Origin of the sequence: Peribacillus sp. S4 (assembly GCF_046715815.1) — a bacterium.
GTDB classification, from domain to species: domain Bacteria; phylum Bacillota; class Bacilli; order Bacillales; family DSM-1321; genus Peribacillus; species Peribacillus frigoritolerans.
The window spans coordinates 3,901,593-3,926,943 of the sequence record NZ_CP175708.1 but is presented as its reverse complement, the minus strand read 5'-3'; the positions used below and the strand labels follow the sequence as shown (position 1 = coordinate 3,926,943).

Genomic DNA, 25,351 nt, shown 5'->3' with positions numbered 1-25,351 from the left:
CATGAGAGTCCATAAAAAAAAATCCTCAAAAGCCCTATCTTTTGAGGATTTTTCGTTCATTCAATCGACTAAAATGCCGGCATCCCTCAAAGCGCACTCCGCTTCGTCGAGCAGTTCTTCAGAAGATGCGCTCAGTGTATGGAGATGGATGCCGCTCGTTAGTTCCGATAAAAACGATGCATTCGTTGCCGTCACCCTTGAAAGGAATTGCTGTACCTCCTTACGGCTGCTGACCATGATGGAAGCGGTTAGGTCGCCGTATACGGGGTGCTCGATTTTGACATCTTTCACCGTGATGCCGATATCCACTAGTAAATATAGTTCTTCTTGGGTCCGGGAAGGATCGTGCTGGCAAGCAATGATCCTTTCCGGCTTCTGCGTGCTCCCCGATTGCAGGTACAGATAGCCTTGGCTTGTGGCAATGATAGGTTCATTCCGCGCTTTCAGGAGGGTTATGTCACCAACGATAACCTGCCGGCTTACATTCGTTATTTGCGAAAGCTCGCTGCCCGTTACAGGCTCCGTGCTTGTTTGCAATAAATGTAAGAGTTTCGTCCGTCTTTCTTCCCCAAGTAATTTCTTTCTTTCCATAAACACTCACCTCTTTAATTACAAACATTCTAACACAGATTGGAGGGGTTTATCGAATGGAAGCTATTCCTTCGATGCAGTCCGCCAACTTGTGAATGTCGTCGGCCGTCGTGTTTTTGCCAAAGGAAAAGCGGACGAATTGATGGGCTTCATCTTCGCTTTTTCCAATGGCCATCATCGTTTTTGAAGGATCCTGTTTACCGATTTGACAGGCGCTTCCCGTCGAAACGGCGAATCCTTTCTGGTTTAATTCCAGCATGATGTACTGTCCTTGCAATCCAGCGAAGGTCAGCGCCAATATGTGAGGCAATTGCTCGTATTTTGCTTCGATGATTTGAAAATCGATTTTCCTTTCCGTCAGCCGTTGAATCAATTGCGTCCTAAGTGCGGAAATCCGTTTTCGTTCATCTTCCATGATGTCGCCCAATTTCTTAGCAGCGGTCACGAAGGAAGCTATCCCAGGAACGTCCACTGTTCCTGGTCTGAAACCATATTCATGTGTGATATTCGGTACCGAAGCCTTCAACTGATGGATGGCCGGGAAAATGACGGCCCCAGTCCCTTTTGGACCATAAACTTTATGACTGGAAACGGATATTCCATCACATGAGGCGGCTATCTTGCCAAGCGGTAATTTAGCAAATGATTGGACGCAATCCACATGAAAAAAAGCCTGGTGTTTTCGAACGATTTCACTTATTTGCTCAATGGGTTGAATGACCCCGATTTCCGAATTCACATGTTGGACAATGACTAAGCATGTTCTCTCCGACATGGATTCCTGCAGATGTTCAATATCAACACGGCCATCTTTCAAATGCCGTAAATAAGTAACCTCGAAGCCATCTTGTTCAAGCTTTTCGACGAAATTGGCAAGAGATGCATGTTCAGTCCGGCTTACAATCAAGTGGTTCTGCCAGGATGGTTTCGAAGCGATGAAAGTATCTATCGCAAGCATGTTGCTTTCTGATCCGCCGCTCGTAAAGATGATTCCTTCCTTTTTTATGTTCAGCATTTCTGCGAGTTGCTGCCGTGACATATCCAATAAACGTGCCGCTTCAGAGCCAATATCATGCAAACTGCTCGCATTCCCGAAAAACTTCCGGGATGCTTGGCTGAATACGTCAAGAGCCTCCTCATCAATCGGAGTAGTAGCGGCGTAATCCAAATAAATCAAGAAATCACTTCCATCCTTTAAACTTAAAAAACTCTTGATAATAGTTTAATAATATGTAAATATAGTTGTCAAGACACCTGTCATAAACAGGAGGAATGAAATAATGGTAAAAGCGGATATCATCGTGATAGGCAGTGGGATTGCTGCCTTGAAAACGGCATTGGAAGCAAGTGAACATAAGCATGTGATACTCATCACAAAATCAAATATCCGTCATGGTAATTCTTATTTAGCCCAGGGCGGGATTGCTGCTGCAATATCTGATCGTGATCGAGTATCCTTTCATAAAAAAGATACGCTGGCGGCTGGTCAGCGATATAACAAGGTGAAGGCAGTGGAAAAACTCGTTGAAGAGGCACCTTCGGTTATAGCTGAACTTATTGCTTCGGGTATGCGATTTGACCAAGATGATGACGGAACTTTATTGCTCGGCATGGAGGGGGCCCACAGTGAACGAAGAATCCTCCATAGTCACGGGGATGCTACCGGAAAGTACATGATGGAACATCTTATAGGCTGCTTGAAAAAATCATCGGTTACTGTGATGGAGAATGTTGCTGCAGTGGAGTTGATCATCGGGAAAGATGATTCTTGCATAGGCGTCAAAACACTTGATAAGGCAGGGGAACTTGTTGCCTATCACGCGGAACGGACGGTTTTGGCAACAGGCGGCTGTGGTTCCCTATACCATTTCACTTCAAATTCACAAACGGTTTCAGGTGATGGGATCGCATTTGCATTCAAGGCGGGTGCAAAAGTGCGTGACATGGAATTCATCCAATTCCATCCGACCCTGCTTTTTGTGAATGGCAAAGTGAAAGGGCTGGTTTCAGAAGCGGTTCGCGGGGATGGTGCGAGATTAGTGACGGAAATGGGAAAACCAATCATGGAGGATGTCCATAGCTTGAAGGATCTAGCACCAAGGCATATTGTTGCACAGACGATTTTTTCTTATTTGCAGCGCGGTGAAAAGGTATTTTTGGATATTTCGATGATCAAGGATTTTAAAAATCGTTTTCCGACAGTGAGCTCATTATGTGAAAAAAGCGGGCTGGACCTTCAATTGGGGAAAATCCCGGTTGCACCTGGAAACCATTTTCTAATGGGAGGGATTGATGTGGATGAATCGGGGCAAACCTCTGTACCCTCTTTGTATGCAGTTGGTGAAGTGGCATGCACTGGTGTACATGGTGCAAACCGATTGGCAAGCAATTCCCTTCTCGAAGGATTGGTTTTTGGAAATACGCTTGGCCGTTTCCTTGCTAAAGTGCCGGCAAGGTCGATACCGCAAGAAAAAGAGCAGTCCAAGAGTTCCAGTCAAATTTCCTTCCTACCTGAACTCACGACATTGCAGGAAAAATTAATGAACGAAGCGGGAATCGTTCGAAATGAAGCGGGTTTAACTCGACTGAAGGATTATCTTGAGACATTTAATATCGAAAAATTGCTGCAAATGGAAGTGACGGCATTACCGATACAGGAAATAACGAAAATCAATGCCATCATCGTGGCGTGGCTGATTGCCGAATCCGCATTGACCAGAACCGAAAGCAGGGGCGGTCATTTCCGCAGTGACTATCCTAACGAAGATGACACCCAATGGCTTGAAAATTCGGTTATCCTTGCTTGCACGGATGTAAAAAACCGAGTGAAAGGGAGACGACTATATGAATATATTGAAGCTTAAGCAGATGCTGCAACAATTTTTAATGGAAGATATAGGGGAATGCGATGTAACGAGCGATACGATTTTTGACCAAGGTGAACAAGGTACTTTGACATTCATCGCAAAAGAAGGCGGCGTCTTCAGTGGAGGGGACGTCATCAAGACGGGATTTGCATTGCTGGATGATCAAATAGAGGTTTTCCTTTTTGTTCAAGATGGCGAAGTTTTCGAAGAAGGACAGCAGCTTGCAAAAATGACCGGCGATATGGCCTCCCTTTTAAAAGGGGAACGGGTCGTTTTGAATTTGGTGCAGCGTATGTCCGGAATTGCGACACAGGCCCATAAAGCTGCCATGATATTAGCGGGGACGAAGACGAGAGCTTGTGATACGAGGAAAACCACACCGGGCCTGCGGATGCTTGAAAAATATGCGGTCCGTTCCGGCGGGGCATTCAATCACCGATATGGTCTGTATGATGCAGTCATGATAAAGGACAACCATATTTCTTTCGCTGGGTCCATAACGAAAGCGGTTCAAACGGTCAAATCCAAACTGGGACATACCACTAAGGTGGAAGTGGAAACGGAATCACCACAGCAGGTGCTTGAAGCAGTGGAAGCCGGTGCAGATATCATCATGTTCGATAACCGGAGCCCCGAAGAAATCAAGCAACTGATCCAATTGGTTCCCGCCCACATCATTACTGAAGCTTCTGGAGGAATCCATTTAGACAATCTAGCCTCATATCGGGAAACAGGGGTAGATTATATTTCGTTGGGCAGCTTGACGCACAGTGTCAGGGCACTTGATATCAGCGCAAAGGTCAAAGAGCAGGAGGGGATATTGAAATGAACATATTGGAGATGGCTAAAACAGCAGGAAATACATTGCCTGAAAAGTATAAAACGATGACAAAGGTAGAGATGGAGAATCGGGTCCATGACATCAAGAAACGACTGGGGAACCGTCTTTATATCCCAGGTCATCATTATCAACGGGAGGAAGTCATTCAATTTTCGGATTCAACGGGGGATTCACTTCAATTGGCCCAGCTTTCCGCGCAAAATCGTGAAGCGGATTATATCGTGTTTTGCGGCGTGCATTTCATGGCTGAAACAGCGGATATTTTGACGGAAGAAGGGCAGACGGTTATCCTTCCTGATATGCGTGCAGGCTGCTCCATGGCGGATATGGCCGATATTGAACAAACGGAACGGGCGTGGACAAAGCTTCAGGATCTTTTTGGTGATACGATCCTTCCGCTAACTTATGTGAATTCAACTGCGGCCATCAAAGCTTTTGTAGGGAAAAATGGCGGGGCGACGGTGACGTCTTCCAATGCACAAGGGATGGTCTCGTGGGCCCTCTCGCAAAAAGAAAGAATCCTTTTTCTTCCTGATCAGCATCTTGGGAGGAATACCGCCTTTGACCTTGGAATCCCATTGAATGAAATGGCTGTCTGGGACCCGCATAAGGATGAATTGATCTATGAAGGGGAACTGGAAGATCTGAAGGTACTTCTTTGGAAAGGACATTGTTCAGTCCATGAAAATTTCACTACGGCGAATATTGAAACGCTTAGAGCGGAGCAGCCTGAAATGAATATCATCGTTCATCCCGAATGCCGCCGTGAGGTAGTCGCCCTGTCAGATTATGCGGGTTCGACATCGTACATCATAAATATGATTGAAAAAGCCGATCCAGGTAGTTCTTGGGCAATCGGCACGGAAATGAACCTTGTCAAGCGTCTTATCGCCAATAATCCTGACAAGAACATCATCTCATTAAATCCGAATATGTGTCCATGTCTTACAATGAACCGGATTGATCTGCCTCACCTGCTATGGGCGCTTGAATCCATTGAAGAAGGTATCATCATCAATCCGATAAAAGTGGAGAAGAACATTGCGGATAATGCCATCCTAGCATTAAACAGAATGCTGGAGCGCGTTTGAGTCAGTGCAAAAGACTTTGAATCATAAGAAATAGAGGGGTAAAACACCCGTTCGGTCAGTCGGCCTAATGAGGATTGAATGGTCTTATCCCGAATGCAATTTTATCATGGGATCATTGCCATGATTTTAAAACAAGACCGAGTAATCCACGTGTATTGTTACTGTTTTAACTGAAACTCACAGGTTTGCGACACTCCTGCCGAATAACTGGCTAGCCGAGACACTTGCGTCGAGGAGGCTTGGCAGACAGTCGGCGGAAAGGGAGCGGATTTCTGAAATCGAATATAATTTTCACCATAAAAAAGTAGACAAACTCGCTTTTCTTCGAATTTGTCTTCAGTCTAAAAAGGGGGATAAACTCCCCCTTTTTTCATGTTTTGAAACAAGTAGAACTCTTAAAGGTTATTCGCTTTAAAAGTATTGCCTTCATTCATATCACCGGATTTAAATCCTTTATTGAACCACCGTTTTCTCTGTTCGGATGTACCGTGCGTGAAGCTGTCTGGAACCACGTACCCCTGTGCCTTTTTTTGGATACGGTCATCTCCCACACCACTTGCTGCATTCAAGGCTTCCTCAAGATCGCCTTCTTCAAGCAAATTCTCTCCTTGGACATGATGTGCCCAAACTCCAGCCAAATAATCGGCCTGTAATTCAAGACGGACAGAATACCTATTATATTCAGTCTCGCTGACCTTTGACCGATCGGGCATTTCCTTTTCCGTTGTCCCTAAAAGTGTCTGAACATGATGTCCGACCTCGTGGGCAATGACATAGGCCATGGCGAAATCACCGGGTGCCTGGAATTCTTGCTTCAACTCTTGATAAAAGCTGAGATCAATATATAGTTTCATGTCACCAGGACAATAAAATGGCCCTACCGAAGAAGCTGCCATCCCGCATGCCGATTCGACACTGCCTGAATACATGACAAGGGTAGGTTCCCTATATTCCAGTCCATTTTTACGGAATTCTTTTGTCCAGACCTGTTCTGTTTCTGCAAGGACGACAGATACGAACTGCGTAAGCTCCTTCTCTTCATCCGTTTCTACATAAGAGCTGTCATTGTTCGGCTCAGTAGAATTCAAGCTGCCCAGCAAATCACTTGGATTACCGCCAAGGAGCGTCACGATCAAGACAATTACCAATCCGACCCCTCCGCCGATTCCTGCCATGCCTTTTCCGGTCATCCCTCTTTTGTCCTCGACATTCGAGCTGCCCTGTCTACCTTTCCATTTCATTATTATTCCCCCCAGGAATGTAAGATAAGTACCTGAAGACAAAGCCTTAGGCCATTTACTTTCTTATACCCGTATTTCCCTAAGTTTAGACAGAAGCTTGATTGAAGCATTTCAGAACATAACTAAAAAACCATTGCCTCCTGAATGCAATGGAATCTCCTTTTTTAAGATGTCATATCATTTATTTCTTCTCTAAAAAAGTAGCTTCCATGTCCCTAAATCATTGAACCAATCATAAAAGTCATTTTTCACGCATAAGTTTTCATGATAAAAATAATAGCATTTCACCCACTGCTTCATAGAATATATGGACATATGCACAGGAGGGGTTAACAGCGTGAAAATTCATATAGTCCAAAAAGGCGATACACTTTGGAAACTCGCCAAAAAATACGGCGTCAGTTTTGAAGAACTTAAAAAAGTTAACGCGCAATTGAGCAACCCGGACATGATGATGCCCGGAATGAAAATTAAAATTCCAGGGACATCCGGAGCTGTAATAAAAGAAACGGGTAAACCAAACGTGAATATTCAGCTAGGAATGAAAGAATCCCAAATTCAACCGTATCAGGCTCAGCCAGCACCTATGAAAGAGCAGCAAATCATGCAAAAACCGGCTGTAAAAGAACAGCCGAAATTTCAACAGCCCGTAAAAGAGCAGCCAAAATTTCAACAGCCTGTAAAAGAACAGCCGAAATTTCAACAACCTGTGAAAGAACAGCCAAAATTTCAACAGCCCGTTAAAGAGCAACCGAAATTTCAACAGCCTGTTAAAGAGCAACCAATCGTTCAAAAACCAAAAAAAGAGCAGCAAATCATTCAGCCAAAGCCTATCATTAAAGAAAAGCAAAAAGTTGTTCCAAAAGAAATGCCGGTGCCTATGCCGGTAATTCCGGAGATCGATGTCAATAATTATTATATGGTCAACATGACTAATATGAGTGTGCAAAAGCCTCCTGCACCACCGCCTTTACCAAAGAAAAAAGAAGAGCCTGCAGTCACTAAAAAGAAGAAGAAAAAGCCTGCTGTACAGTCAGCTCAGGATGAGCCGGTGGATGATTGTATTCCAGTAACGCCCATCTTGCCTGGAAGCGGCTATTGCATTCAACCGCCACCGTGGGCGCATATGCAAATGCAAGGCATGCAAGCCCCATACCAAGGCGTTCAAGGGTATCAGGCGGCTCCGGAAATGCATGGTTATCAGATGATGGAAGAGAGCTCTGATATTTGGGGAGAATCTCCTGACATGGAAATGATGGATCATGGATTTGTCCAAGGGGCGAGCATGAATGCACCAAGCCAGCAATATTATCCATATCAAGCCTCCGCACCGGTTCCGCACCATTATTATGGAGGGATGAATCAACAACCTCAAGCGGGTTCATATATGCAACAAGATTATGAGTCACCAGGCGAATCATCTTCCTACAATCAAAACTTCCCTCAGTTTTCACAGACTGCCGGTGAGGAAGAGGAAGATTGCGGCTGTAATAAGGGGCTACTTGGAACTTATGGCCCGGAAGTGAAGGGACAGTATCAAGGGAACCAAGGGATGGATGCCAATGCACTTCACCATCCGGATTATAACCAATATCAATCCGTTCAATCACAGCAACAGGCCCCATACAAAGGGATGTCACCTAACGAGTCTCAGATGGGAATGGATATGCAATATCAATTTGATGATGAGTCAGTAGAATCGGAAGGATTCATGATGATGGGCGGCCAAAACGGAGGTCAGCCACAAGGCATGATGATGGGCGGCCAAAACGGAGGTCAGCCAGGCATGATGATGGGCGGCCAAAACGGAGGTCAGCCAGGCATGTTGATGGGCGGTCAAAACGGAGGCCAGCCGGACATGATGATGGGCGGCCAAAACGGAGGCCAGCCAGGCATGATGATGGGCGGCCAAAACGGAGGTCAGCCACCAGGCATGATGATGGGCGGCCAAAACGGAGGTCAGCCAGGCATGATGATGGGCGGCCAAAACGGAGGTCAGCCAGGCATGATGATGGGCGGCCAAAACGGAGGCCAGCCACCAGGCATGATGATGGGCGGCCAAAACGGAGGTCAGCCACAAGGCATGATGATGGGCGGTCAAAACGGAGGTCAGCCACCAGGCATGATGATGGGCGGCCAAAATGGAGGTCAGCCACCAGGCATGATGATGGGCGGCCAAAACGGAGGCCAGCCACCAGGCATGATGATGGGCGGCCAAAACGGAGGTCAGCCACCAGGCATGATGATGGGCGGCCAAAACGGAGGCCAGCCACAAGGCATGATGATGGGCGGCCAAAATGGAGGTCAGCCACCGGGCATGATGATGGGCGGCCAAAACGGAGGCCAGCCACCAGGCATGATGATGGGCGGCCAAAACGGAGGTCAGCCACCAGGTATGATGATGGGCGGTCAAAACGGAGGCCAGCCCGGCATAAAGGAGATGCAAATAGGAGGTCCTCCAGGGATGATGGGCAGCCAAAACGGAGGCCAGCCACCAGGCATGATGATGGGCGGCCAAAATGGAGGTCAGCCACCAGGCATGATGATGGGCGGCCAAAATGGAGGTCAGCCACCAGGCATGATGATGGGCGGCCAAAACGGAGGTCAGCCACCAGGCATGATGATGGGCGGCCAAAACGGAGGTCAACCAGGAATGATGCCGGGACAATTTGGCGGTCAGCCGGACATGATGCGCGGACAGCTTGGGGGGCAACCTGAAGCTATGTTACCTGGACAAATGGGAGGCCAGCCAGGCCAATTCGGGGGCGTGCGTGCACCTGAAACATTTGGGATACCGACATATGTAGATGAAAGCGATGACTACTAATCATCAAGGAGACAGTGTTTTTAACACTCGTCTCCTCTCTTATTTAAATCGTAAGCCAAAGAATGTCCACCATATCCAAAGCAGTGTCTATTTAATAACTTTTGAAAAAGGTCATTCAATGATCCTTAAAGGGTTTGACAGTTTTGAAAAATGGGATCGACAAAGAGAATTGACTTCTTTATTAAAACAAAAGGGATTTCATCAAACGTATTATATTCATCAGAATTTAATGCCCTTTCAATTTAAAGGGAAGTGGTATGGCAGTATGGACTATTTTCCGCCGAACAAGAAAAAATTCAGGTTTTCCAATGATAAGGACCGCTTAGAAGGCATTCATTTACTGGAAAGCTTCCATGATGTGTCGGAAAATCTCTCCATTAACGCGCCTGTGTTCAATCAATCAAAAAAGTGGAAAGAACGCTTATCACTATTTAAAAAGAACTTTTCTTATGTTCGCCAATATGTTTCCGAAGATATTATCAAGGAATGGATTAGATGGGGGGAATGGTCGCTAGAGGGGTTTGATAAATATCAGTCTTCATGGGATAAGGAAAAGAAAGTCATCATTCATGGTGATTGTGCCCACCATAATTTCTTGCGGAGAGCGGACGGCACTTTGACTTTAATCGATTTTGACTTAATGGCAAATGCCCCGAGGTGCATTGATTATTTACAGTACGCAAATCGAATTTCGCCACATCTGGAAGACGCGGCCAACGAGCTGTGGGAAGTGCCGCAATTGCAAAGGTATCAGTCAGACCTGGCCTTTTTATATGCTTTAACTTACCCTACCGATATCTTCCGTGAATGGAATCGTCTTAATAAAAGTTCTTCCCAGCTTCATTCGGTCTGGAAAATGACAGTGGAAGGTTTTTCGGAGCGGATGGAGATGAATGAAAAATTGGCGAAAAGGATTTCTTCCCTTAATAGGAATTAAAACGGGTTTTTGGCCGTATCTTACAGAGTACATTTCCCGTTCGACACCCATGCTAATTATGAGCGGAATATAGCTCATTCTATTGCAATGGGAGGGTTATTGGTGCAGAAAATAAAATGGGCACAGCCGCTTTATACGGTATTGGCCGCCGTCAGTTTGGTTGGATGTGCTAATAATGATACAGCGGAAAATGAAAATATCACGAATGATACAGGGTACCATGAAAAAGATGCATTGGTGCGAAACATCAATTATGAGAATATGGCGGATGGTTTATACAATAAAGATGATGCATACAGTAAGAGTGACCGTAACTACCATGGACATGAAAGTAAGCCGCTAAAGGCAAAATCATCTTATTATAATTCTTATGAAGGCTCTTTAGCCGACAGAGTAAATGGTGTCGCCAATAAAGTGGAGCCGGTTAGCGATGCCAGGACAATCATCATGCAAGATGAAATGCTGGTAGCCTTGCGGCTGGATGACTACAGCCAAGCAAATGATGTTAAACAAAGAATCAAGAAGGAGATCGGACCGCTTACCAATGGCCGTACCCTATATGTAACCACCGATGAAGGTGTCTATTTCAGGACGATGACACTTGATAACAATCTTCGGGATGGAGATACGAGGGAAATGATCATTTTGGATGCCAATGACATGTTCGATAACCTTAACATCCACGAAAATCACTTAAAATAATTTGTGGGCTGACCCGACTTGGAGTCAGCTCTTTTTGATTTTTTTCTGGTTAATAATCCTTATTTGGGTCAAACTACATAAAAAGTAAACGCCTTAAGAGGTGAGTATATTGTTTAATCAACTTAGAATCCAATTTTTCATGGCACTTTTCATATTGCCATTTTGCTTAACCGTTTTTGCGGAAGAAACCGTTCAAAAGGAAAATGATCCAATTGAAAGGAAGGTCATTCTTCAGCGTATGTATTTGGATGGCGAGTTAAGTGAAGAGAAATTGACAGAAACAATTTGGTCGATGGAGGACTTTTGGGCAAAATATGAAGGATGGCAAGTAGTCGATCAAAATGAAGAGCAAATTGTCATGAAGAAAATTGAGAATGACATATCTCCGCTGTTAAAAGCGAATGGTTACCTTGGGATGAGGGAAGATGGTACATTATCCATTTTTATCGGAAGACCTGAGCACGCCAAGATCATTCATACATTCTACCAAATAGACGTTGGTAAACTTGAAGCATACAAGCAGGAGGAACTGCAAAAAGGGATTCCGATCATGAATAAAGACCAATATAAACAGCTCATTAAAGAATATGAGCCATATTCGTTAAACTAGGGTGGGATGATATCCCACCCTTCAGACTGTAGACTAACAATGATGGAGAGTTGTCTACAGTTTTTTTGGTGTTTATCATTACGGTAGATTTCAACTGCGGGAACTCGCTTTCCGCGGGCGGTCCACCCTTTGTGTTTTTGCGCCTGTCGGGTCTCCCTTGGACGCTAGTCTTGCACGCCTGTTTCAATCAACTTTGTTTTAAGCAGTGAGGTGACACCTGGAATTCCCCGTGAATAGACTTTGCCGATTATGAAATAACTTTTAATGAACAACACCCCCTTTTTATGATAAAATGAGAGGTACAGCAAAATCAGGGAGAGAATTAATTTGTATGATTATATAAAAGGCAAGGTCGATTATATTGGACCTGAATACATAGTTGTGGAAAATGGGGGGATCGGATATCAAGTGATGACGCCGAATCCTTTTATTTTTTCCGCTCAATACCAGAAAGAAATCCAAGTTTTCCTGTATCATTATGTTCGTGAGGATATGGTGGCATTATACGGATTTCAGACTCGTCAAGAAAAGGCGTTATTCACAAAATTATTGAATGTAACCGGAATCGGGCCGAAGGGTGCCCTAGCCATATTGGCATCAGGCCAGGTTGATCAGGTGGTACAGGCGATCGAAAATGAAGATGAATCATTTTTGGTGAAATTCCCGGGAGTCGGAAAGAAAACGGCACGGCAAATGATTCTCGACTTAAAAGGGAAACTGGAGAACATTATACCTGATGCGTTTCCAAGCTTGTTTAACGAAGGTGTCACGGCTGCAATCAGTCCAAATGGTTATACGGAGGAATTGGATGAAGCAATTCTTGCATTGAAGGCTCTTGGTTATTCTGAAAAGGAAGTCCAAAAGGTAGCCAAGAAATTGCAGGCTGAAGATATGACGACCGAGCAATATATTAAGAAAGCATTGCAAATGATGTTAAGATAAGGAGTGGCGCAATGGAGGAGAGAATATTCAATCAGGAAGCCGATCTGAACGAACTGTCCTTTGAACAAAGCCTGCGGCCGCAAAACTTAAAGCAATATATCGGACAGGATAAAGTGAAAGCGAATTTGAGTGTATACATCGAGGCGGCAAGGATGCGTGAAGAAACGCTCGATCATGTACTTTTATATGGACCGCCTGGTCTTGGCAAGACGACGCTTGCCGTCATCATCGCCAACGAAATGGGTGTGAATATCCGCACGACTTCCGGTCCCGCCATTGAGCGTCCGGGAGATCTGGCGGCCATTTTGAGTGCACTTGAACCAGGTGATGTATTGTTCATTGATGAGATTCACCGTCTCCCTCGTGTCGTTGAGGAAGTGTTATATCCGGCTATGGAGGACTTCTGTCTGGATATTGTAGTCGGTAAGGGACCGGAAGCCCGTTCGATCCGGATTGACTTGCCGCCGTTCACCCTTGTAGGGGCCACGACACGGGCAGGCTCGCTGTCTGCACCGCTCAGGGACCGTTTTGGCGTATTGAGCCGTCTTGAATATTATACCGAAAACCATTTGACTGATATCATCATCCGTACAGCAAGAATCATGGATACGGAAATGGACGATCAAGCAGCGGCAGAGCTTGCAAGAAGGTCAAGGGGCACACCAAGAATAGCCAATCGGCTTTTACGGAGGGTCAGGGATTTCGCCCAGGTACGCGGTGATGGGACGATAACGGCGGAGCTTGCCGATTATGCGCTTGAATTAATGCAGGTCGACCGTTTAGGACTCGATCATATTGACCATAAATTACTTAAAGGGATCATTGAAAAATTCCGTGGCGGGCCCGTGGGCCTGGAAACGATTGCGGCAACAATTGGCGAAGAGGCACATACGATCGAAGATGTGTATGAACCATATCTGCTGCAAGTCGGTTTTCTTCAGCGCACCCCAAGAGGCCGGATGGCAACACAGCTTGTTTATGAGCATTTCGGCATGGAGATGCCTAAATGATGAATATACCAAAGATGGTCATGATTCTGGGTGTGATTATTTTCGTGATTGGTTTTGCGATGAAATATATCCATCTCGGCAGGCTGCCGGGAGATATTTTTCTGAAAAAGGGGAATACGACTTTTTACTTTCCTATCGTTACATCAATCATCGTCAGTGTTGTGTTGTCCGCGATTTTTTATTTGATCGGCCGTTTTAAATAATGATTACAGCTTGATAGACACGTAAGGAAGTGGAACAGATGAAATTGGATATGTTTGATTTTCATTTACCGGAGGAACTGATTGCCCAAGTTCCTTTGGAGGATAGGGAAGCAAGTAGATTGATGGTACTGGACAAAGAAACCGGTAAGCTCCAGCATGATGTATTCAGCCATATCACGGAATATATCAAACCGGGAGATTGCCTGGTGTTGAATGATACAAAAGTGCTTCCGGCCCGACTATACGGCAGTAAAGAAGGGACAGGGGCAAAGATCGAAGTATTGCTGCTTAAGCAAGAGCATGATGATGTCTGGGAAACGCTTGTGAAGCCGGCCAAACGGATTAAGGAAGGCTCGACGATCGTTTTCGGTGATGGTAAGCTGAGTGCCGTCTGTACAGGTGTACTCGAGCATGGCGGCCGTATCCTTGAATTTAAATATGATGGCATATTTTATGAAATACTGGAGAAGCTGGGCGAAATGCCGTTACCTCCATACATCAAGGAACAACTTGATGATCAGGACCGCTATCAAACCGTTTATGCGCGGGAAAGGGGGTCTGCAGCGGCACCTACCGCTGGCCTGCATTTTACGGAGGATTTGCTTGAGAAACTTAAAGGGATGGGTGTCCACATCGCCTTCATCACGCTGCATGTCGGGCTTGGTACATTCCGTCCGGTAAGTGTCGACGATATTGACAGCCATGAAATGCATTCGGAATTTTATCAAATGACGGAAGGCACTGCCAGATTACTGAATGACGTGAAGGAAAAAGGCGGGAAAATCATTACGGTCGGCACTACGTCAACAAGGACATTGGAAACGATTGCGTCCCGTAATGATGGGGTTTTCAAGGAAGAGAATGGCTGGACGAGCATCTTCATTTATCCTGGTTATGAGTTCAAAGGGATCGATGCGATGATAACGAACTTCCATTTGCCTAAATCGACTTTAATCATGCTTATTTCTGCACTTGCAGGCAGGGAGCATGTCCTTCATGCCTATGAAACGGCTGTGGAAGAAAAATACAGGTTCTTTAGCTTTGGAGATGCAATGTTAATTAAGTAATATAAGAGTGAGAAGCTCTTGAAGGGAGTTATTGCGTTGACTGCAATACGATATGAGTTAATCAAAACATGTAAACAGACAGGGGCACGGCTAGGACGGGTCCATACACCGCATGGTTCTTTTGAAACGCCGGCATTTATGCCGGTTGGAACGATGGCTACTGTCAAAACGATGTCCCCGGAAGATTTGAAACAAATGGGGGCAGGCATCATCCTGAGCAATACGTACCACCTATGGCTGCGTCCAGGGCATGAAATCATCAAGGAAGCTGGCGGATTGCATAAGTTCATGAACTGGGATCGGGCGATTTTGACCGACTCAGGCGGCTTTCAAGTCTTCAGTTTAAGCGAGTTCCGCAAAATTGAAGAAGAAGGTGTGCATTTCAGGAACCATCTGAATGGCGATAAATTATTTTTATCTCCGGAAAAAGCGATGGAAATACAAAATGCGCTTGGCTCCGATATCATGATGGCATTTGATGAATGTCCGCCATTCCCGGCTACTGAAGAGTATATGAAGAAATCGGTTGAACGGACATCGCGCTGGGCGGAACGCTGTTTGAATGCACATGAGCGTCCAAATGACCAAGGGCTGTTCGGAATCGTTCAAGGCGGGGAGTTTGAAAATCTTCGCAAACAAAGTGCAAAAGACCTTGTCTCCCTTGACTTCCCGGGTTATGCTATTGGAGGACTATCCGTAGGGGAACCGAAGGATATCATGAACCGCGTCCTTGAGTTTACAACTCCGCTGCTGCCATCTGATAAACCGCGCTATCTTATGGGGGTCGGTTCACCGGACTCATTGATCGATGGTGCACTCCGCGGTGTTGATATGTTTGACTGTGTACTGCCAACGCGAATCGCGCGTAATGGTACGCTCATGACGAGCAATGGGCGGCTGGTTGTGAAAAATGCGAAGTATGCACGCGATTTCGGTCCAATCGATGAAAATTGCGATTGCCATGTTTGCAAGAACTATAGCCGGGCATATATCCGCCACTTGATTAAATGTGAAGAAACCTTTGGAATTCGCCTTACGACTTACCATAATCTTCATTTTCTGTTAAACTTGATGGAACAGGTCAGACAAGCTATTCGAGAAGATCGTCTTGGAGACTTTAGGGAAGAGTTTTTTGAGCAGTATGGTTTCAATGAACCAAATGCGAGAAACTTCTAATTCCATAAATATTTTAATGAACGAAAGGAGTGAATATACTTAAATGGGTTCTTTAACACAAATACTTCCGTTGATTTTAATGTTCGTATTGTTCTATTTCTTATTGATCCGTCCGCAGCAAAAACGCCAAAAGGCTACGCAAAGCATGCAAAGCAGTTTGAAAAAAGGTGATAAAGTTGCTACTATCGGCGGCATGCACGGAACAATCGATGCAATCGATGAACAGCAAATCGTCATTAAATCACCAGACGGTACAAAACTGACTTTTGACCGTGCAGCAATCCGTGAAATTACGGAAAGCGCACCGAATAAAGAAGCATCCCTATAAAACAAACGAAAACCGGGCCATGTGCCCGGTTTTTTGCTGTCTTTTTTTAATCGGAGCGTGAGTCGGAACTCATGTTGACCCCAAGAACGCCACCCATCATGGCCGTAATCACAAAACAGCCATAGTATATCCATTGCTTGATGGTGAAAAGGGCATCGTGACCTAAATATTGAAAAAGGAACACGACCAACAGATAAAGTAGCCCAGTGCTTCCGCCCAGGAATAGTCCTTGCTTTTTCCCTTTGCCTCCTGATATGAATCCACCAATGAACAGCGATAAAAAGGACACGATCATGACCACGTATGTCAGGGATGATTCCGTCAATGAAGTAAAGCGAAGAAGGATGGAAACGATTAAACTAGCAATCATCGCTATGGCAAAGATGGAGCCTACGCCATAAATTACGGCGACACTCATTTTTTTAGTTTCGATGGGTATTCCTCCTTTTTAAAAGGCTGATACGTATAGCCTGTTTATGTGTTTGTACAAGCATATTCCCGATATCGAACCTTTAGACCAGGTTTAAGAAGCTTCACGTAAAATTAGAAAAGATTATGGAGTAATTTTTCAATTCCCAAGCCATGCTATGGATGAAGGAAGTGTTGTTGAAGTGGATATCTATCTAGGGATTATATTTCGAACGACGGTAATCTATCTGGTCATCTGGTTCCTTTTTCGAATGATGGGTAAGCGGGAAGTTGGGGAACTGAGCGTTCTTGATTTAGTGGTATCCATCATGATAGGGGACATTGCTGTGCTATCCTTTGAAGATTTGGAAAAACCGTTTATCCGACAGACTATCCCGATGTTTGTTCTCGCGTTCCTCCAAATCACATTGGCATTTGCCTCATTGAAAAGTGTCAAATTACGCAATCTCATGGACGGTAAGCCGCAGATCATCATTAATCAGGGGAAAATAGATGAAAAAGCGATGCGCAAACAACGATATAATTTTGATGACTTATTGACGCAACTTCGTGAACAAGGAATTATTGATATAAACGAAGTGCAATTTGCCATCCTTGAAACTTCAGGAAAGCTCTCAGTGATTAAAAAAAGCGACGAAGAAGGAGTGGAAAATCAGGTACCATTCCCGCTGATTGTCGACGGAGAGATACAGGAAGAAAATCTTGATAAAATTGGGAAAAACCATGTTTGGCTTCTGAATCAGTTAAAAGAACATGGAGAAACGAAGGTTAAAGAGATTTCGATTTGCGGGTACATAGATGGCCAAATTTACATCGATAAAAATGAAACGAAGAAATGAACCGAAGCCTTTGAATGCTTCGGTTCATTTTATTTCCAAGCCAATTTTGACAAAAAGCCGCCCACTACAGGAATCCTGATCAGATCGGCCTTTTTTATGCTGCCGGTCATGAGCAGGGAAAATGTGAACAGCAGGATAACCACGGTTACGGAAAGCAAAAGCCGTATGCCGATAGGCTGTGAGGAGAGCGGGAATTGATAAAGATAATAACCGCCCCATCCTGAAATTAAAGCAAGTACCAGAGCTGACATATAGCTTCGGAAATGAAGCGTGAAAGGGACGACCTTCAGCACGGTTGAAAAATGCAGGAAAGTAACGAGCATCGTACCGACAGCTATCCCGATTGCGGCTCCCATGATCCCGAAACTTTCCTTTGAAGCCAGAAGCCAGATCACACCAATTTTAAGGATGTTCCCAGCCAGGCTGTTGAACATTGCAGCCTTTGCAAGGTCCAGTGCTTGCAGCATGGATTGCAGCGGATATTGAAAGTAATAAAGGATGAAAAAAGGTGCCAGGAATTTAATGAAAACGGCAGCATGCGAAGATCCATACATGACTTGCAAGATCGGTTCGGCAAAGATGAACAGAATGACGATAGCTAAACAGCCTGTGATGAAGGTGATTTTCAGGGCTTGTTGAAGCCTGTGTTCAACGAGTAAAAAGTTTCCGGTCGTACGGGCTTCGCTCACTGCCGGGACAAGTGCCGTCGCCAATGATGATGTAACGAAGGAAGGAAGCATGAGTAAAGGCAGAGCATATCCAGTCAACTCCCCGTATTGACTGGTGGCTGCGGCAGCGGTGACTCCGGCAAGTGCCAAACTCTGGGCGACCACTATCGGTTCGAAAAACCACGATACCGATCCAATCATCCTGCTTCCGGTGGTAGGAAGGGCAATCCCCATCAATTCGGTGAACGTTCCTTTTCCGGATTTGACATTATTGAAGAAACCCTTTCTGAACTTAAAATGTTTCTTTATTTTAAAGCTGGTCAATAAGTAAATGAGAGAGACGAGCTCACCGATAATCGATGCAAGCATTGCCCCGGCTGCCGCATATTCGATTCCATATGGCAAAAAGGCCTTGGTCAGGACGGCTATGAAAGTGATTCGGGCCACCTGTTCGATAACTTGTGAGAAAGCGAAGGGCTTCATATTTTGCTTGCCTTGGAAATAACCGCGCAGTACGGATGAAATGGCAATGATCGGTACGATTGGGGCAATCGCCATGAGCGGCCATAACGTCCGTTCGTCCGTGAATAGGTATTCTGATAGAACCGGTGCGAAAAGCAGCATCGCAGGAGTGAAAATCATCGATAGAGTAAAGGTGCAGGCCAAAGAGACGACAAGGATTTTCTTGATTTTCCGTTCATCACCCCTGGCATTGGCTTCGGCCACGTATTTCGAAATGGCGATTGGCAGGCCCAACTGGGTTATGTTCACGACGAGAAAGAGTGTCGGTAAAGCCATCATATATAAACCAACGCCTTCTTCGCCGATGAAGCGGGCGATGACAATACGGTTAATGAAACCAAGAACCCTTGTAATCAGGCTTGCGATTAATAAAATCAGCGTCCCTTTTAAAAATTTGGACATTGAACTCCCTCCCTGCCTTCTCAAAAAAGCGGTTATGCTATACAATTATCTATATGCTTGTACTTGGACAAAGCATGACAAAAGTGTTTGTTTGCGTTCTAACAAATGATAAGAAACCCTTCTAAGAAACTGCGCATTCATTTGAGAATCATTTTACTGGAGGCAAAGTGATGGCAAAAAAGAATCATCCCTATCAAAGGTATTATCTAAAGGTGCGTCCATTCTTGAAGAGTAAGCGTGAGGAATTCCAAATGGTCGGATTGAATGCCGTAACAGAGGAAGACATTTGGGGAACCTTAACCAAAAATAAATGGAAGCGCCCGCAGGAAAACATTCACCTTCATGAACTTGTCGCAGATATCGTGACATTTTCGAGCAACCAGTTCATGACCTTCCAAATGGTCGAAGCTTATAAATCACCAAACCTATTCGAGCCGCTTTCCGAAGAGGAACTGAAGGAGCTTTTGAAAGAATAACGCAAAGATATACTTAAATTGACAGCTGTTTGTATATGACTCATAATAGATATGGTTATGCTTTTTTGGAAAAAGTATGGAAAGTTGTGTCTTTTTTCTCAAGAAGCATAGGGTATGCAGTTATCATTTAAACAACAAATGACGGTTTTATTAACTTCAGGAACAGGCGTATTATAGAAAGGGGCCTACTACATAATGGTAAAAAGAAGCAGGATCGTTGCGTTTTTTCTAATCGCACTTTTGATTTTCGCAGCGATGGGGACAACTTCAAAAGGAATCCTAAAGGATATCAAGCTGGGTCTTGATCTTCAAGGCGGGTTTGAAGTGTTATATGAAGTAAAACCGCTGTCAGGGGAAAAGATAACCCCGGACGTTTTACGGGCTACAGTAAGCTCACTTGAACGGCGTGTCAATGTTTTGGGCGTTAGCGAACCTAACATTCAAATTGAAGGGAAAGACCGGATCCGCGTTCAATTGGCTGGAGTCAAAGACCAAAACAACGCTCGCGAAATCCTCTCGACACAAGCTAAATTATCTTTCCGTGACTATAACGATAAGGAAATGATGACCGGTGCCGACCTTAAAGAAGGCGGCGCGAAACAAACGTTCCAAGATAATAAACCGGTTGTCGAAGTCACATTGAAAGACGTAAATAAATTTAAGGACATCACTCAAAAAATATCCTCGATGCCAAGTCCGACTAATGTACTTGCAATCTGGCTGGATTTTGAGGAAGGAAAAGATTCCATTAAGGATACAGCCTCACAGGACAATATGATATCCGCTCCGGCTGTCAGTGAAGTTTTCAATACGAAGAAGGTGTATATTACCGGTCAATTCACGGTGGAAGAAGCGAAAGAGCTTGCAGCCCTTCTTAATGCCGGTGCTTTGCCTGTAGATTTAAAAGAAAAGTATTCGACTTCTGTAGGTGCCCAGTTTGGTGCAGGTGCACTGCATGATACTATTTTTGCAGGAATCATCGGAATTGCACTTGTTTTTATCTTCATGCTTGTGTATTACCGCTTCCCGGGATTCATTGCAGTCGTCACTTTAAGCATATACCTTTTCTTGACGCTTTTAGTGTTTGATTGGATGAATGCGGTCCTTACGCTGCCTGGTATTGCAGCATTGGTACTCGGGGTCGGGATGGCCGTCGACGCCAATATCATAACCTATGAGCGAATCAGGGATGAAATGAAACTTGGCAGGTCGGTTAAAGCGGCTTATAAAGAAGGTACCAAGAATTCACTTGCTACAATCACGGATGCCAACTTAACGACCCTGCTGGCTGCGGCTGTTCTGTTCTATTATGGAACAAGCTCGGTTAAAGGGTTTGCCACCACTTTGATCATTTCGATTTTAATGAGTTTCATTACAGCCGTCTATGGTACACGCCTCTTCATGAGCCTGTGGGTGAATAGCGGGTTCCTGGACAAACGTGCATCGTGGTTTGGCGTGAAGAAGAAATACATTCACGATTTAAAAGAGAAAATGGATTTAATGTCATTGCCAACACGCTTTGATAAAATCGATTTCGTGAAACATCGGAAAGTTTTTTATGGCATTTCAATCGGTGTCACCATTATCGGGATCATTTTCCTGCTCGTCTTCAGATTGAATCTTGGGATTGATTTCACGAGCGGAACCCGAATCGAGATCGCTTCCAAAGATGTCTTGACGACTCAGCAAGTCAAAACCGAAATGCAAAAGGTCGGTATCGACGAGGATGATATCAAGGATGTCAGGCTCGCTGGACAAGACAATAAAAATGCTGTCGTTCGGACAGTCGGTGTCCTAAATAAACAAGAGATTGCTGAATTGAAGGACCATTTCAAGAAAGATTACGGAGCGGAACCGAATGTCAGTACCGTATCACCGACCGTAGGAAAAGAGCTTGCTAAAAATGCCATGTATGCGTTAGCGATCGCATCAATCGGAATCATATTGTATGTATCGATACGATTTGAATGGCGAATGGCCGTACCCGCCGTGGTCGCGCTCATACATGATGCCTTCTTCATCATCACGATTTTCAGCTTGCTCCGGCTCGAAGTGGATATCACCTTCATTGCTGCGGTTCTGACGATCGTCGGTTATTCGATCAATGATACGATCGTAACCTTTGACCGTATTCGTGAAAACCTGCGCTTCAGCCGTAAAATCAAAACCGCCGAAGAACTTGAGAACATTGTGAACATCAGTATCAGGCAAACTTTGACGAGATCCATTAACACGGTTCTGACCGTTCTCATCACGGTCATCGCGTTGATGATCTTCGGCAGTGAAGCTATCCGTAACTTCTCGATTGCCCTGTTTATCGGTTTAATTTGCGGCGTGTATTCATCGCTATTGATCGCTTCCCAATTCTGGCTTGATTTGAAAATCAGGGAATTGAAGAAGAAAGGTCCGCTGAATACAGCGAAAGAAAAGAAACAAAGTCTTGAAGGACAAGTTTAATAGGTGAGAGGGGGCTGGCATGATGCCAGCCTTCTTTTTGTTGAACTAGCTTATTGAATAGGGAATTACAGCCAATTATGAGTTTAAAATAAAATTGAAACTGGTATATTCGTTTTGTATAATGAGTAGGTTGAGGGGTGAATAAATGTTAAAGCCAAAAACCCGGTGGAACTTGCGAACTGCCGATGAAAACAAAGTTGCTGTACTAGCTGAAGAGCTTCATATCACACCTTTGGTTGCAGCCCTGCTTGTGAATCGAGGCCTGGATACGATTGAAAGTGCCCGATCGTTTTTATTTGTAAAAAATCAAACTTTTCATGACCCATTTTTATTGAAGGATATGGATAAAGCAGTATATAGAATAAAAGAAGCGATTCAAAATGGAGAAAAAATACGTATATTCGGTGATTATGATGCGGACGGCGTGACATCGACCACAGTGATGATGACCGCGCTGACGAGATTGGGGGCCGATGTTGATTTTTATATCCCGAATCGGTTTACAGAAGGATATGGTCCGAATCCAATGGCATTCCGCCTTGCAGCCGAGCAAGGTGTGAAGGTATTAATAACCGTCGATACCGGAATTTCCGCAGTCGCTGAAGCGAAGCTTGCCGCCGAACTAGGCATGGATTATATTTTGACCGATCACCATGAACCTGGACCGCAGCTGCCTGAGGCATTGGCGATCATCCATCCTAAACTTGAGGACAGTACCTATCCATTTAAAGACCTTGCCGGAGTAGGGGTCGCATTTAAGCTTGCACACGCCTTGCTTGGGGAATTGCCTGAGGATTTGCTTGAAATAGCGGCAATCGGCACGATAGCGGATTTAGTGCCTTTACAAGGGGAAAACCGCGTCATTGCTGCGAAAGGCATCGAGCAGTTACGATTGACTCGCCGCCCGGGACTTGTTGCGTTAATGAAAGTGGCGAATGTTCAGCAGGAAGCATTGAATGAAGAATCGATCGGCTTTGCAATGGCACCGAGGATCAATGCTGTCGGCCGCCTTGGAGATGCCGATCCCGCTGTTGATTTATTGATGTCCGCAAGTCTCGAAGAAGCAATGGAACTTGCTAATGAAATCAATGATATCAATAAAGAGCGGCAGGAAATGGTTGCAGCAATGGCTGAGGAAGCGATTGCTGAAGTCGAGGAAAACTTCCCGCCGGAGTCCAATGGCGTGCTCATCATCGGCAGGGAAGGCTGGAATGCCGGAGTTGTGGGGATTGTGGCCTCTAAACTTGTTGAACGCTTTTACCGGCCGACGATTGTATTGAGCTATGATCGGGATAAGGGATTAGCTAAAGGTTCTGCTCGGAGCATCGTTGGTTTCGATCTTTTTCAAAGTCTTTCCCAATGCCGTGAAATGCTGCCTCATTTCGGCGGACATCCTATGGCAGCTGGAATGACGTTGAAAATAGAAGATGTTCAGGAGCTTAGGGACCGCATGAACTTGATTGCGAAGGAAGAACTGAATGAAGAAGACTTCACACCGATTACAAACTTGGACGGTGCTACGACTTTAGCTGAAGTTTCCATTCAAACGATTCAGGAAATGAGCTTGCTTGCACCATTTGGGGTTACGAATCCCAAGCCGAAGATTTTGATAGATTCCGTACAACTTTCAAGTGTCCGTAAAATTGGTGCCAACCAAAATCACTTGAAGGTTCAGCTGGAAGATGGTGAAAAACACAAACTTGACGGTGTGGGCTTCGGTCTCGGTCATTTTGTCGATGAAATAGCTCCGCACGCTGAAGTTTCGGTGATTGGAGAGCTCTCCATCAATGAGTGGAATAATATGAAAAAGCCCCAGATCTTTGTCCAGGATGTCTCGGTGGACCATTGGCAGTTATTCGATTACCGCGGCAAGGGACAAGCAGAGAAGTGGCTTGCCGACATTCCTGCACAAAACCGGAAGATCGTCATTTTCTCGGAAGATATTTATAGCAGATATCCATTTTTGCAAAACCATCCAGACCTCGTTTATATCGAGAATGAACTGGATGCTGAGCAGCTCGACTGCTTCGAAGGGCATTTGGTACTCATGGACATGCCGCCGTCCAGGGAATATTTGAAACGGGCGGTTGCCAAAAAGAACCCTTCCCGTATCTACGCTCACTTTTCCCATGAACAGGACCATTTCTTAAGTACGATGCCGACAAGGGATCATTTTAAATGGTTTTATGCCTTCCTTGCCAAGAAGGGTCCGCTTGATGTGAAAAGATATGGTGATGACCTGGCCAAATATCGCGGCTGGTCAAGAGATACAGTGGAATTCATTTCTAAGGTGTTTTTTGAGCTTGATTTTGTTACAATAGAGAATGGGTTAATTATGCTCACAACCAATGCGAAAAAACGCGATCTCAGTGAATCTGAATCGTATACAAGAAAGAAAGAGCAATTTGAGCTTGAACAAGAGCTTGTTTATTCTTCCTATCAGCAATTATTCGATTGGTTCAATCATTATTTAGTTCATGAGGCAACAGACCTTGAGGAGGAAACAAAGCAATGGATTTAAAGCAATATGTAACAATTGTGCAAGACTGGCCAAAACCGGGTATCGTCTTTAAAGATATTACAACATTAATGGATAACGGCGCAGCTTATAAATACGCAACAGACCAAATCGTCGAGTATGCTCGCGATAAAAATATCGACTTGGTGGTCGGGCCGGAAGCACGCGGATTCATTATCGGATGTCCAGTCGCATACTCATTGGAAGTGGGCTTTGCGCCAGTGAGAAAAGAAGGAAAACTTCCACGTGAAACGATAAAAGTCGAATATGGTTTAGAATACGGCAAGGATGTATTGACAATCCATAAAGATGCCATTAAACCGGGACAGCGTGTCCTGATTACCGACGATTTGCTTGCTACCGGGGGAACAATCGAAGCGACGATCAAGTTGGTTGAACAGCTTGGCGGAATTGTAGCAGGGATTGCCTTCCTTATTGAATTGACTGACTTGGATGGAAAAGATAAATTAGACGGCTATGATGTCTTGACATTAATGAGCTTTTAATAAAGGAGAGCACTCTGACCAGGGTGCTCTCTTTCTGTTTTTCCCATTTTAGCTGGATTTTGTCGAATTTCCAGTGAAAAAATGCACTATTCTTAATAAAA

The 25,351-nt window shown here is 44.8% G+C and carries 22 protein-coding genes and 1 pseudogene; 18 read left to right on the top strand and 5 right to left on the bottom strand.

Going from position 1 to position 25,351, the window contains the following annotated elements; genetic code table 11:
• Positions 1–60 precede the first annotated feature (60 nt).
• Both ACJ9PY_RS18605 and ACJ9PY_RS18600 read right to left on the bottom strand, forming a co-directional pair.
• Positions 61–591: a transcription repressor NadR gene (locus ACJ9PY_RS18605; RefSeq protein ID WP_063575563.1), complete on the bottom strand. Its 531-nt coding sequence runs from the start codon at positions 589–591 to the stop codon at positions 61–63.
• A gap of 49 nt (positions 592–640) precedes the next feature.
• Positions 641–1,768, bottom strand: coding sequence for an IscS subfamily cysteine desulfurase (locus ACJ9PY_RS18600; protein ID WP_411738733.1), 1,128 nt, complete (start codon positions 1,766–1,768; stop codon positions 641–643).
• Between the two features lie 103 nt (positions 1,769–1,871).
• Between ACJ9PY_RS18600 and nadB the strand changes: the two genes are divergently transcribed.
• From nadB to nadA, 3 genes are read left to right on the top strand one after another with little or no spacing between them, the layout of a single operon-like run.
• The gene (gene nadB, locus ACJ9PY_RS18595; RefSeq protein ID WP_411738732.1) at positions 1,872–3,455 is read left to right on the top strand and encodes an L-aspartate oxidase; all 1,584 of its coding nucleotides are present in this window, start codon (positions 1,872–1,874) and stop codon (positions 3,453–3,455) included.
• On the top strand, positions 3,436–4,287 hold the full coding sequence (gene nadC / locus ACJ9PY_RS18590) for a carboxylating nicotinate-nucleotide diphosphorylase (RefSeq protein ID WP_411738731.1): 852 nt from the start codon (positions 3,436–3,438) through the stop codon (positions 4,285–4,287). Before nadB ends, nadC begins: the two co-directional genes overlap by 20 nt.
• Positions 4,284–5,390, top strand: coding sequence for a quinolinate synthase NadA (gene nadA, locus ACJ9PY_RS18585; protein ID WP_411738730.1), 1,107 nt, complete (start codon positions 4,284–4,286; stop codon positions 5,388–5,390). Before nadC ends, nadA begins: the two co-directional genes overlap by 4 nt.
• A 395-nt stretch (positions 5,391–5,785) precedes the next feature.
• On the opposite strand, the gene ACJ9PY_RS18580 is transcribed toward nadA, so the two are convergent.
• On the bottom strand, positions 5,786–6,631 hold the full coding sequence (locus ACJ9PY_RS18580) for a neutral zinc metallopeptidase (RefSeq protein WP_411738729.1): 846 nt from the start codon (positions 6,629–6,631) through the stop codon (positions 5,786–5,788).
• A 337-nt stretch (positions 6,632–6,968) separates the two neighbouring features.
• On the opposite strand from ACJ9PY_RS18580, the pseudogene safA reads away from it, so the two are divergent.
• The 10 genes and pseudogenes from safA to yajC all read left to right on the top strand — a co-directional run.
• Positions 6,969–7,116, top strand: a pseudogene (gene safA / locus ACJ9PY_RS18575) (SafA/ExsA family spore coat assembly protein); the annotation flags it as partial.
• 2,331 nt (positions 7,117–9,447) lie between these two features.
• The gene (locus tag ACJ9PY_RS18570) at positions 9,448–10,395 is read left to right on the top strand and encodes a phosphotransferase (protein WP_411738728.1); all 948 of its coding nucleotides are present in this window, start codon (positions 9,448–9,450) and stop codon (positions 10,393–10,395) included.
• A gap of 102 nt (positions 10,396–10,497) precedes the next feature.
• Entirely contained in the window at positions 10,498–11,097 is a 600-nt protein-coding gene (locus ACJ9PY_RS18565; protein WP_057276625.1) for a YhcN/YlaJ family sporulation lipoprotein, read from the top strand.
• Positions 11,098–11,206: 109 nt separating this feature from the next.
• A complete protein-coding gene (locus ACJ9PY_RS18560) occupies positions 11,207–11,707 on the top strand; it encodes an intercompartmental signaling factor BofC (protein ID WP_096337823.1) in 501 nt (166 codons plus the stop codon).
• A 327-nt stretch (positions 11,708–12,034) separates the two neighbouring features.
• The gene (ruvA, locus tag ACJ9PY_RS18555; RefSeq protein WP_057276624.1) at positions 12,035–12,649 is read left to right on the top strand and encodes a Holliday junction branch migration protein RuvA; all 615 of its coding nucleotides are present in this window, start codon (positions 12,035–12,037) and stop codon (positions 12,647–12,649) included.
• 11 nt (positions 12,650–12,660) lie between these two features.
• Positions 12,661–13,659, top strand: a complete 999-nt coding sequence (gene ruvB, locus ACJ9PY_RS18550) for a Holliday junction branch migration DNA helicase RuvB (protein ID WP_411738727.1) — start codon at positions 12,661–12,663, stop codon at positions 13,657–13,659.
• Complete coding sequence (locus ACJ9PY_RS18545; RefSeq protein ID WP_034308809.1) at positions 13,656–13,862, top strand: DUF2905 domain-containing protein; 207 nt, start codon at positions 13,656–13,658, stop codon at positions 13,860–13,862. The genes ruvB and ACJ9PY_RS18545 overlap by 4 nt, the downstream gene beginning before the upstream one ends.
• A gap of 38 nt (positions 13,863–13,900) precedes the next feature.
• Complete coding sequence (gene queA, locus ACJ9PY_RS18540) at positions 13,901–14,929, top strand: tRNA preQ1(34) S-adenosylmethionine ribosyltransferase-isomerase QueA (protein ID WP_063575570.1); 1,029 nt, start codon at positions 13,901–13,903, stop codon at positions 14,927–14,929.
• Positions 14,930–14,965: 36 nt separating this feature from the next.
• Entirely contained in the window at positions 14,966–16,105 is a 1,140-nt protein-coding gene (gene tgt / locus ACJ9PY_RS18535) for a tRNA guanosine(34) transglycosylase Tgt (protein ID WP_034308807.1), read from the top strand.
• A 43-nt stretch (positions 16,106–16,148) separates the two neighbouring features.
• A complete protein-coding gene (yajC, locus tag ACJ9PY_RS18530; RefSeq protein WP_098865119.1) occupies positions 16,149–16,433 on the top strand; it encodes a preprotein translocase subunit YajC in 285 nt (94 codons plus the stop codon).
• Positions 16,434–16,479: 46 nt separating this feature from the next.
• Here yajC and ACJ9PY_RS18525 read toward each other — a convergent pair whose 3' ends face one another.
• On the bottom strand, positions 16,480–16,851 hold the full coding sequence (locus ACJ9PY_RS18525) for a TIGR04086 family membrane protein (RefSeq protein ID WP_096337820.1): 372 nt from the start codon (positions 16,849–16,851) through the stop codon (positions 16,480–16,482).
• Between the two features lie 193 nt (positions 16,852–17,044).
• Here ACJ9PY_RS18525 and ACJ9PY_RS18520 point away from each other — a divergent pair, with 193 nt between their 5' ends.
• The gene (locus ACJ9PY_RS18520) at positions 17,045–17,701 is read left to right on the top strand and encodes a DUF421 domain-containing protein (protein WP_411738726.1); all 657 of its coding nucleotides are present in this window, start codon (positions 17,045–17,047) and stop codon (positions 17,699–17,701) included.
• A 29-nt stretch (positions 17,702–17,730) separates the two neighbouring features.
• Here the strand turns inward: ACJ9PY_RS18520 and spoVB are convergent, their stop codons facing one another.
• Complete coding sequence (gene spoVB / locus ACJ9PY_RS18515; protein WP_411738725.1) at positions 17,731–19,293, bottom strand: stage V sporulation protein B; 1,563 nt, start codon at positions 19,291–19,293, stop codon at positions 17,731–17,733.
• Positions 19,294–19,463: 170 nt separating this feature from the next.
• Here spoVB and ACJ9PY_RS18510 point away from each other — a divergent pair, with 170 nt between their 5' ends.
• The 4 genes from ACJ9PY_RS18510 to ACJ9PY_RS18495 all read left to right on the top strand — a co-directional run bounded on the left by ACJ9PY_RS18510 (position 19,464) and on the right by ACJ9PY_RS18495 (position 25,250).
• Positions 19,464–19,769, top strand: a complete 306-nt coding sequence (locus ACJ9PY_RS18510) for a post-transcriptional regulator (protein ID WP_034308797.1) — start codon at positions 19,464–19,466, stop codon at positions 19,767–19,769.
• A gap of 195 nt (positions 19,770–19,964) precedes the next feature.
• Positions 19,965–22,226 (top strand): protein translocase subunit SecDF, encoded by a 2,262-nt coding sequence (gene secDF, locus ACJ9PY_RS18505; RefSeq protein ID WP_411738724.1) that lies wholly within the window; start codon positions 19,965–19,967, stop codon positions 22,224–22,226.
• A 145-nt stretch (positions 22,227–22,371) separates the two neighbouring features.
• Positions 22,372–24,747 (top strand): single-stranded-DNA-specific exonuclease RecJ, encoded by a 2,376-nt coding sequence (recJ, locus tag ACJ9PY_RS18500; RefSeq protein ID WP_411738723.1) that lies wholly within the window; start codon positions 22,372–22,374, stop codon positions 24,745–24,747.
• Positions 24,738–25,250, top strand: a complete 513-nt coding sequence (locus tag ACJ9PY_RS18495) for an adenine phosphoribosyltransferase (protein ID WP_034308789.1) — start codon at positions 24,738–24,740, stop codon at positions 25,248–25,250. Before recJ ends, ACJ9PY_RS18495 begins: the two co-directional genes overlap by 10 nt.
• Positions 25,251–25,351: the final 101 nt, after the last annotated feature.

Excerpts from the sequence above, each read along its gene's own strand:
- secDF (WP_411738724.1), top strand. The coding sequence starts at position 19,965 with ATGGTAAAAAGAAGCAGGATCGTTGCGTTTTTTCTAATCGCACTTTTG.
- ruvB (WP_411738727.1), top strand. The coding sequence starts at position 12,661 with ATGGAGGAGAGAATATTCAATCAGGAAGCCGATCTGAACGAACTGTCC.
- ACJ9PY_RS18525 (WP_096337820.1), bottom strand. The coding sequence starts at position 16,851 with ATGAGTGTCGCCGTAATTTATGGCGTAGGCTCCATCTTTGCCATAGCG.
- nadA (WP_411738730.1), top strand. The coding sequence starts at position 4,284 with ATGAACATATTGGAGATGGCTAAAACAGCAGGAAATACATTGCCTGAA.
- ACJ9PY_RS18580 (WP_411738729.1), bottom strand. The coding sequence starts at position 6,631 with ATGAAATGGAAAGGTAGACAGGGCAGCTCGAATGTCGAGGACAAAAGA.
- recJ (WP_411738723.1), top strand. The coding sequence starts at position 22,372 with ATGTTAAAGCCAAAAACCCGGTGGAACTTGCGAACTGCCGATGAAAAC.
- ACJ9PY_RS18545 (WP_034308809.1), top strand. The coding sequence starts at position 13,656 with ATGATGAATATACCAAAGATGGTCATGATTCTGGGTGTGATTATTTTC.
- nadC (WP_411738731.1), top strand. The coding sequence starts at position 3,436 with ATGAATATATTGAAGCTTAAGCAGATGCTGCAACAATTTTTAATGGAA.
- queA (WP_063575570.1), top strand. The coding sequence starts at position 13,901 with ATGAAATTGGATATGTTTGATTTTCATTTACCGGAGGAACTGATTGCC.
- yajC (WP_098865119.1), top strand. The coding sequence starts at position 16,149 with ATGGGTTCTTTAACACAAATACTTCCGTTGATTTTAATGTTCGTATTG.
- ACJ9PY_RS18605 (WP_063575563.1), bottom strand. The coding sequence starts at position 591 with ATGGAAAGAAAGAAATTACTTGGGGAAGAAAGACGGACGAAACTCTTA.
- nadB (WP_411738732.1), top strand. The coding sequence starts at position 1,872 with ATGGTAAAAGCGGATATCATCGTGATAGGCAGTGGGATTGCTGCCTTG.
- spoVB (WP_411738725.1), bottom strand. The coding sequence starts at position 19,293 with ATGTCCAAATTTTTAAAAGGGACGCTGATTTTATTAATCGCAAGCCTG.
- ACJ9PY_RS18570 (WP_411738728.1), top strand. The coding sequence starts at position 9,448 with ATGACTACTAATCATCAAGGAGACAGTGTTTTTAACACTCGTCTCCTC.
- ACJ9PY_RS18510 (WP_034308797.1), top strand. The coding sequence starts at position 19,464 with ATGGCAAAAAAGAATCATCCCTATCAAAGGTATTATCTAAAGGTGCGT.
- ACJ9PY_RS18495 (WP_034308789.1), top strand. The coding sequence starts at position 24,738 with ATGGATTTAAAGCAATATGTAACAATTGTGCAAGACTGGCCAAAACCG.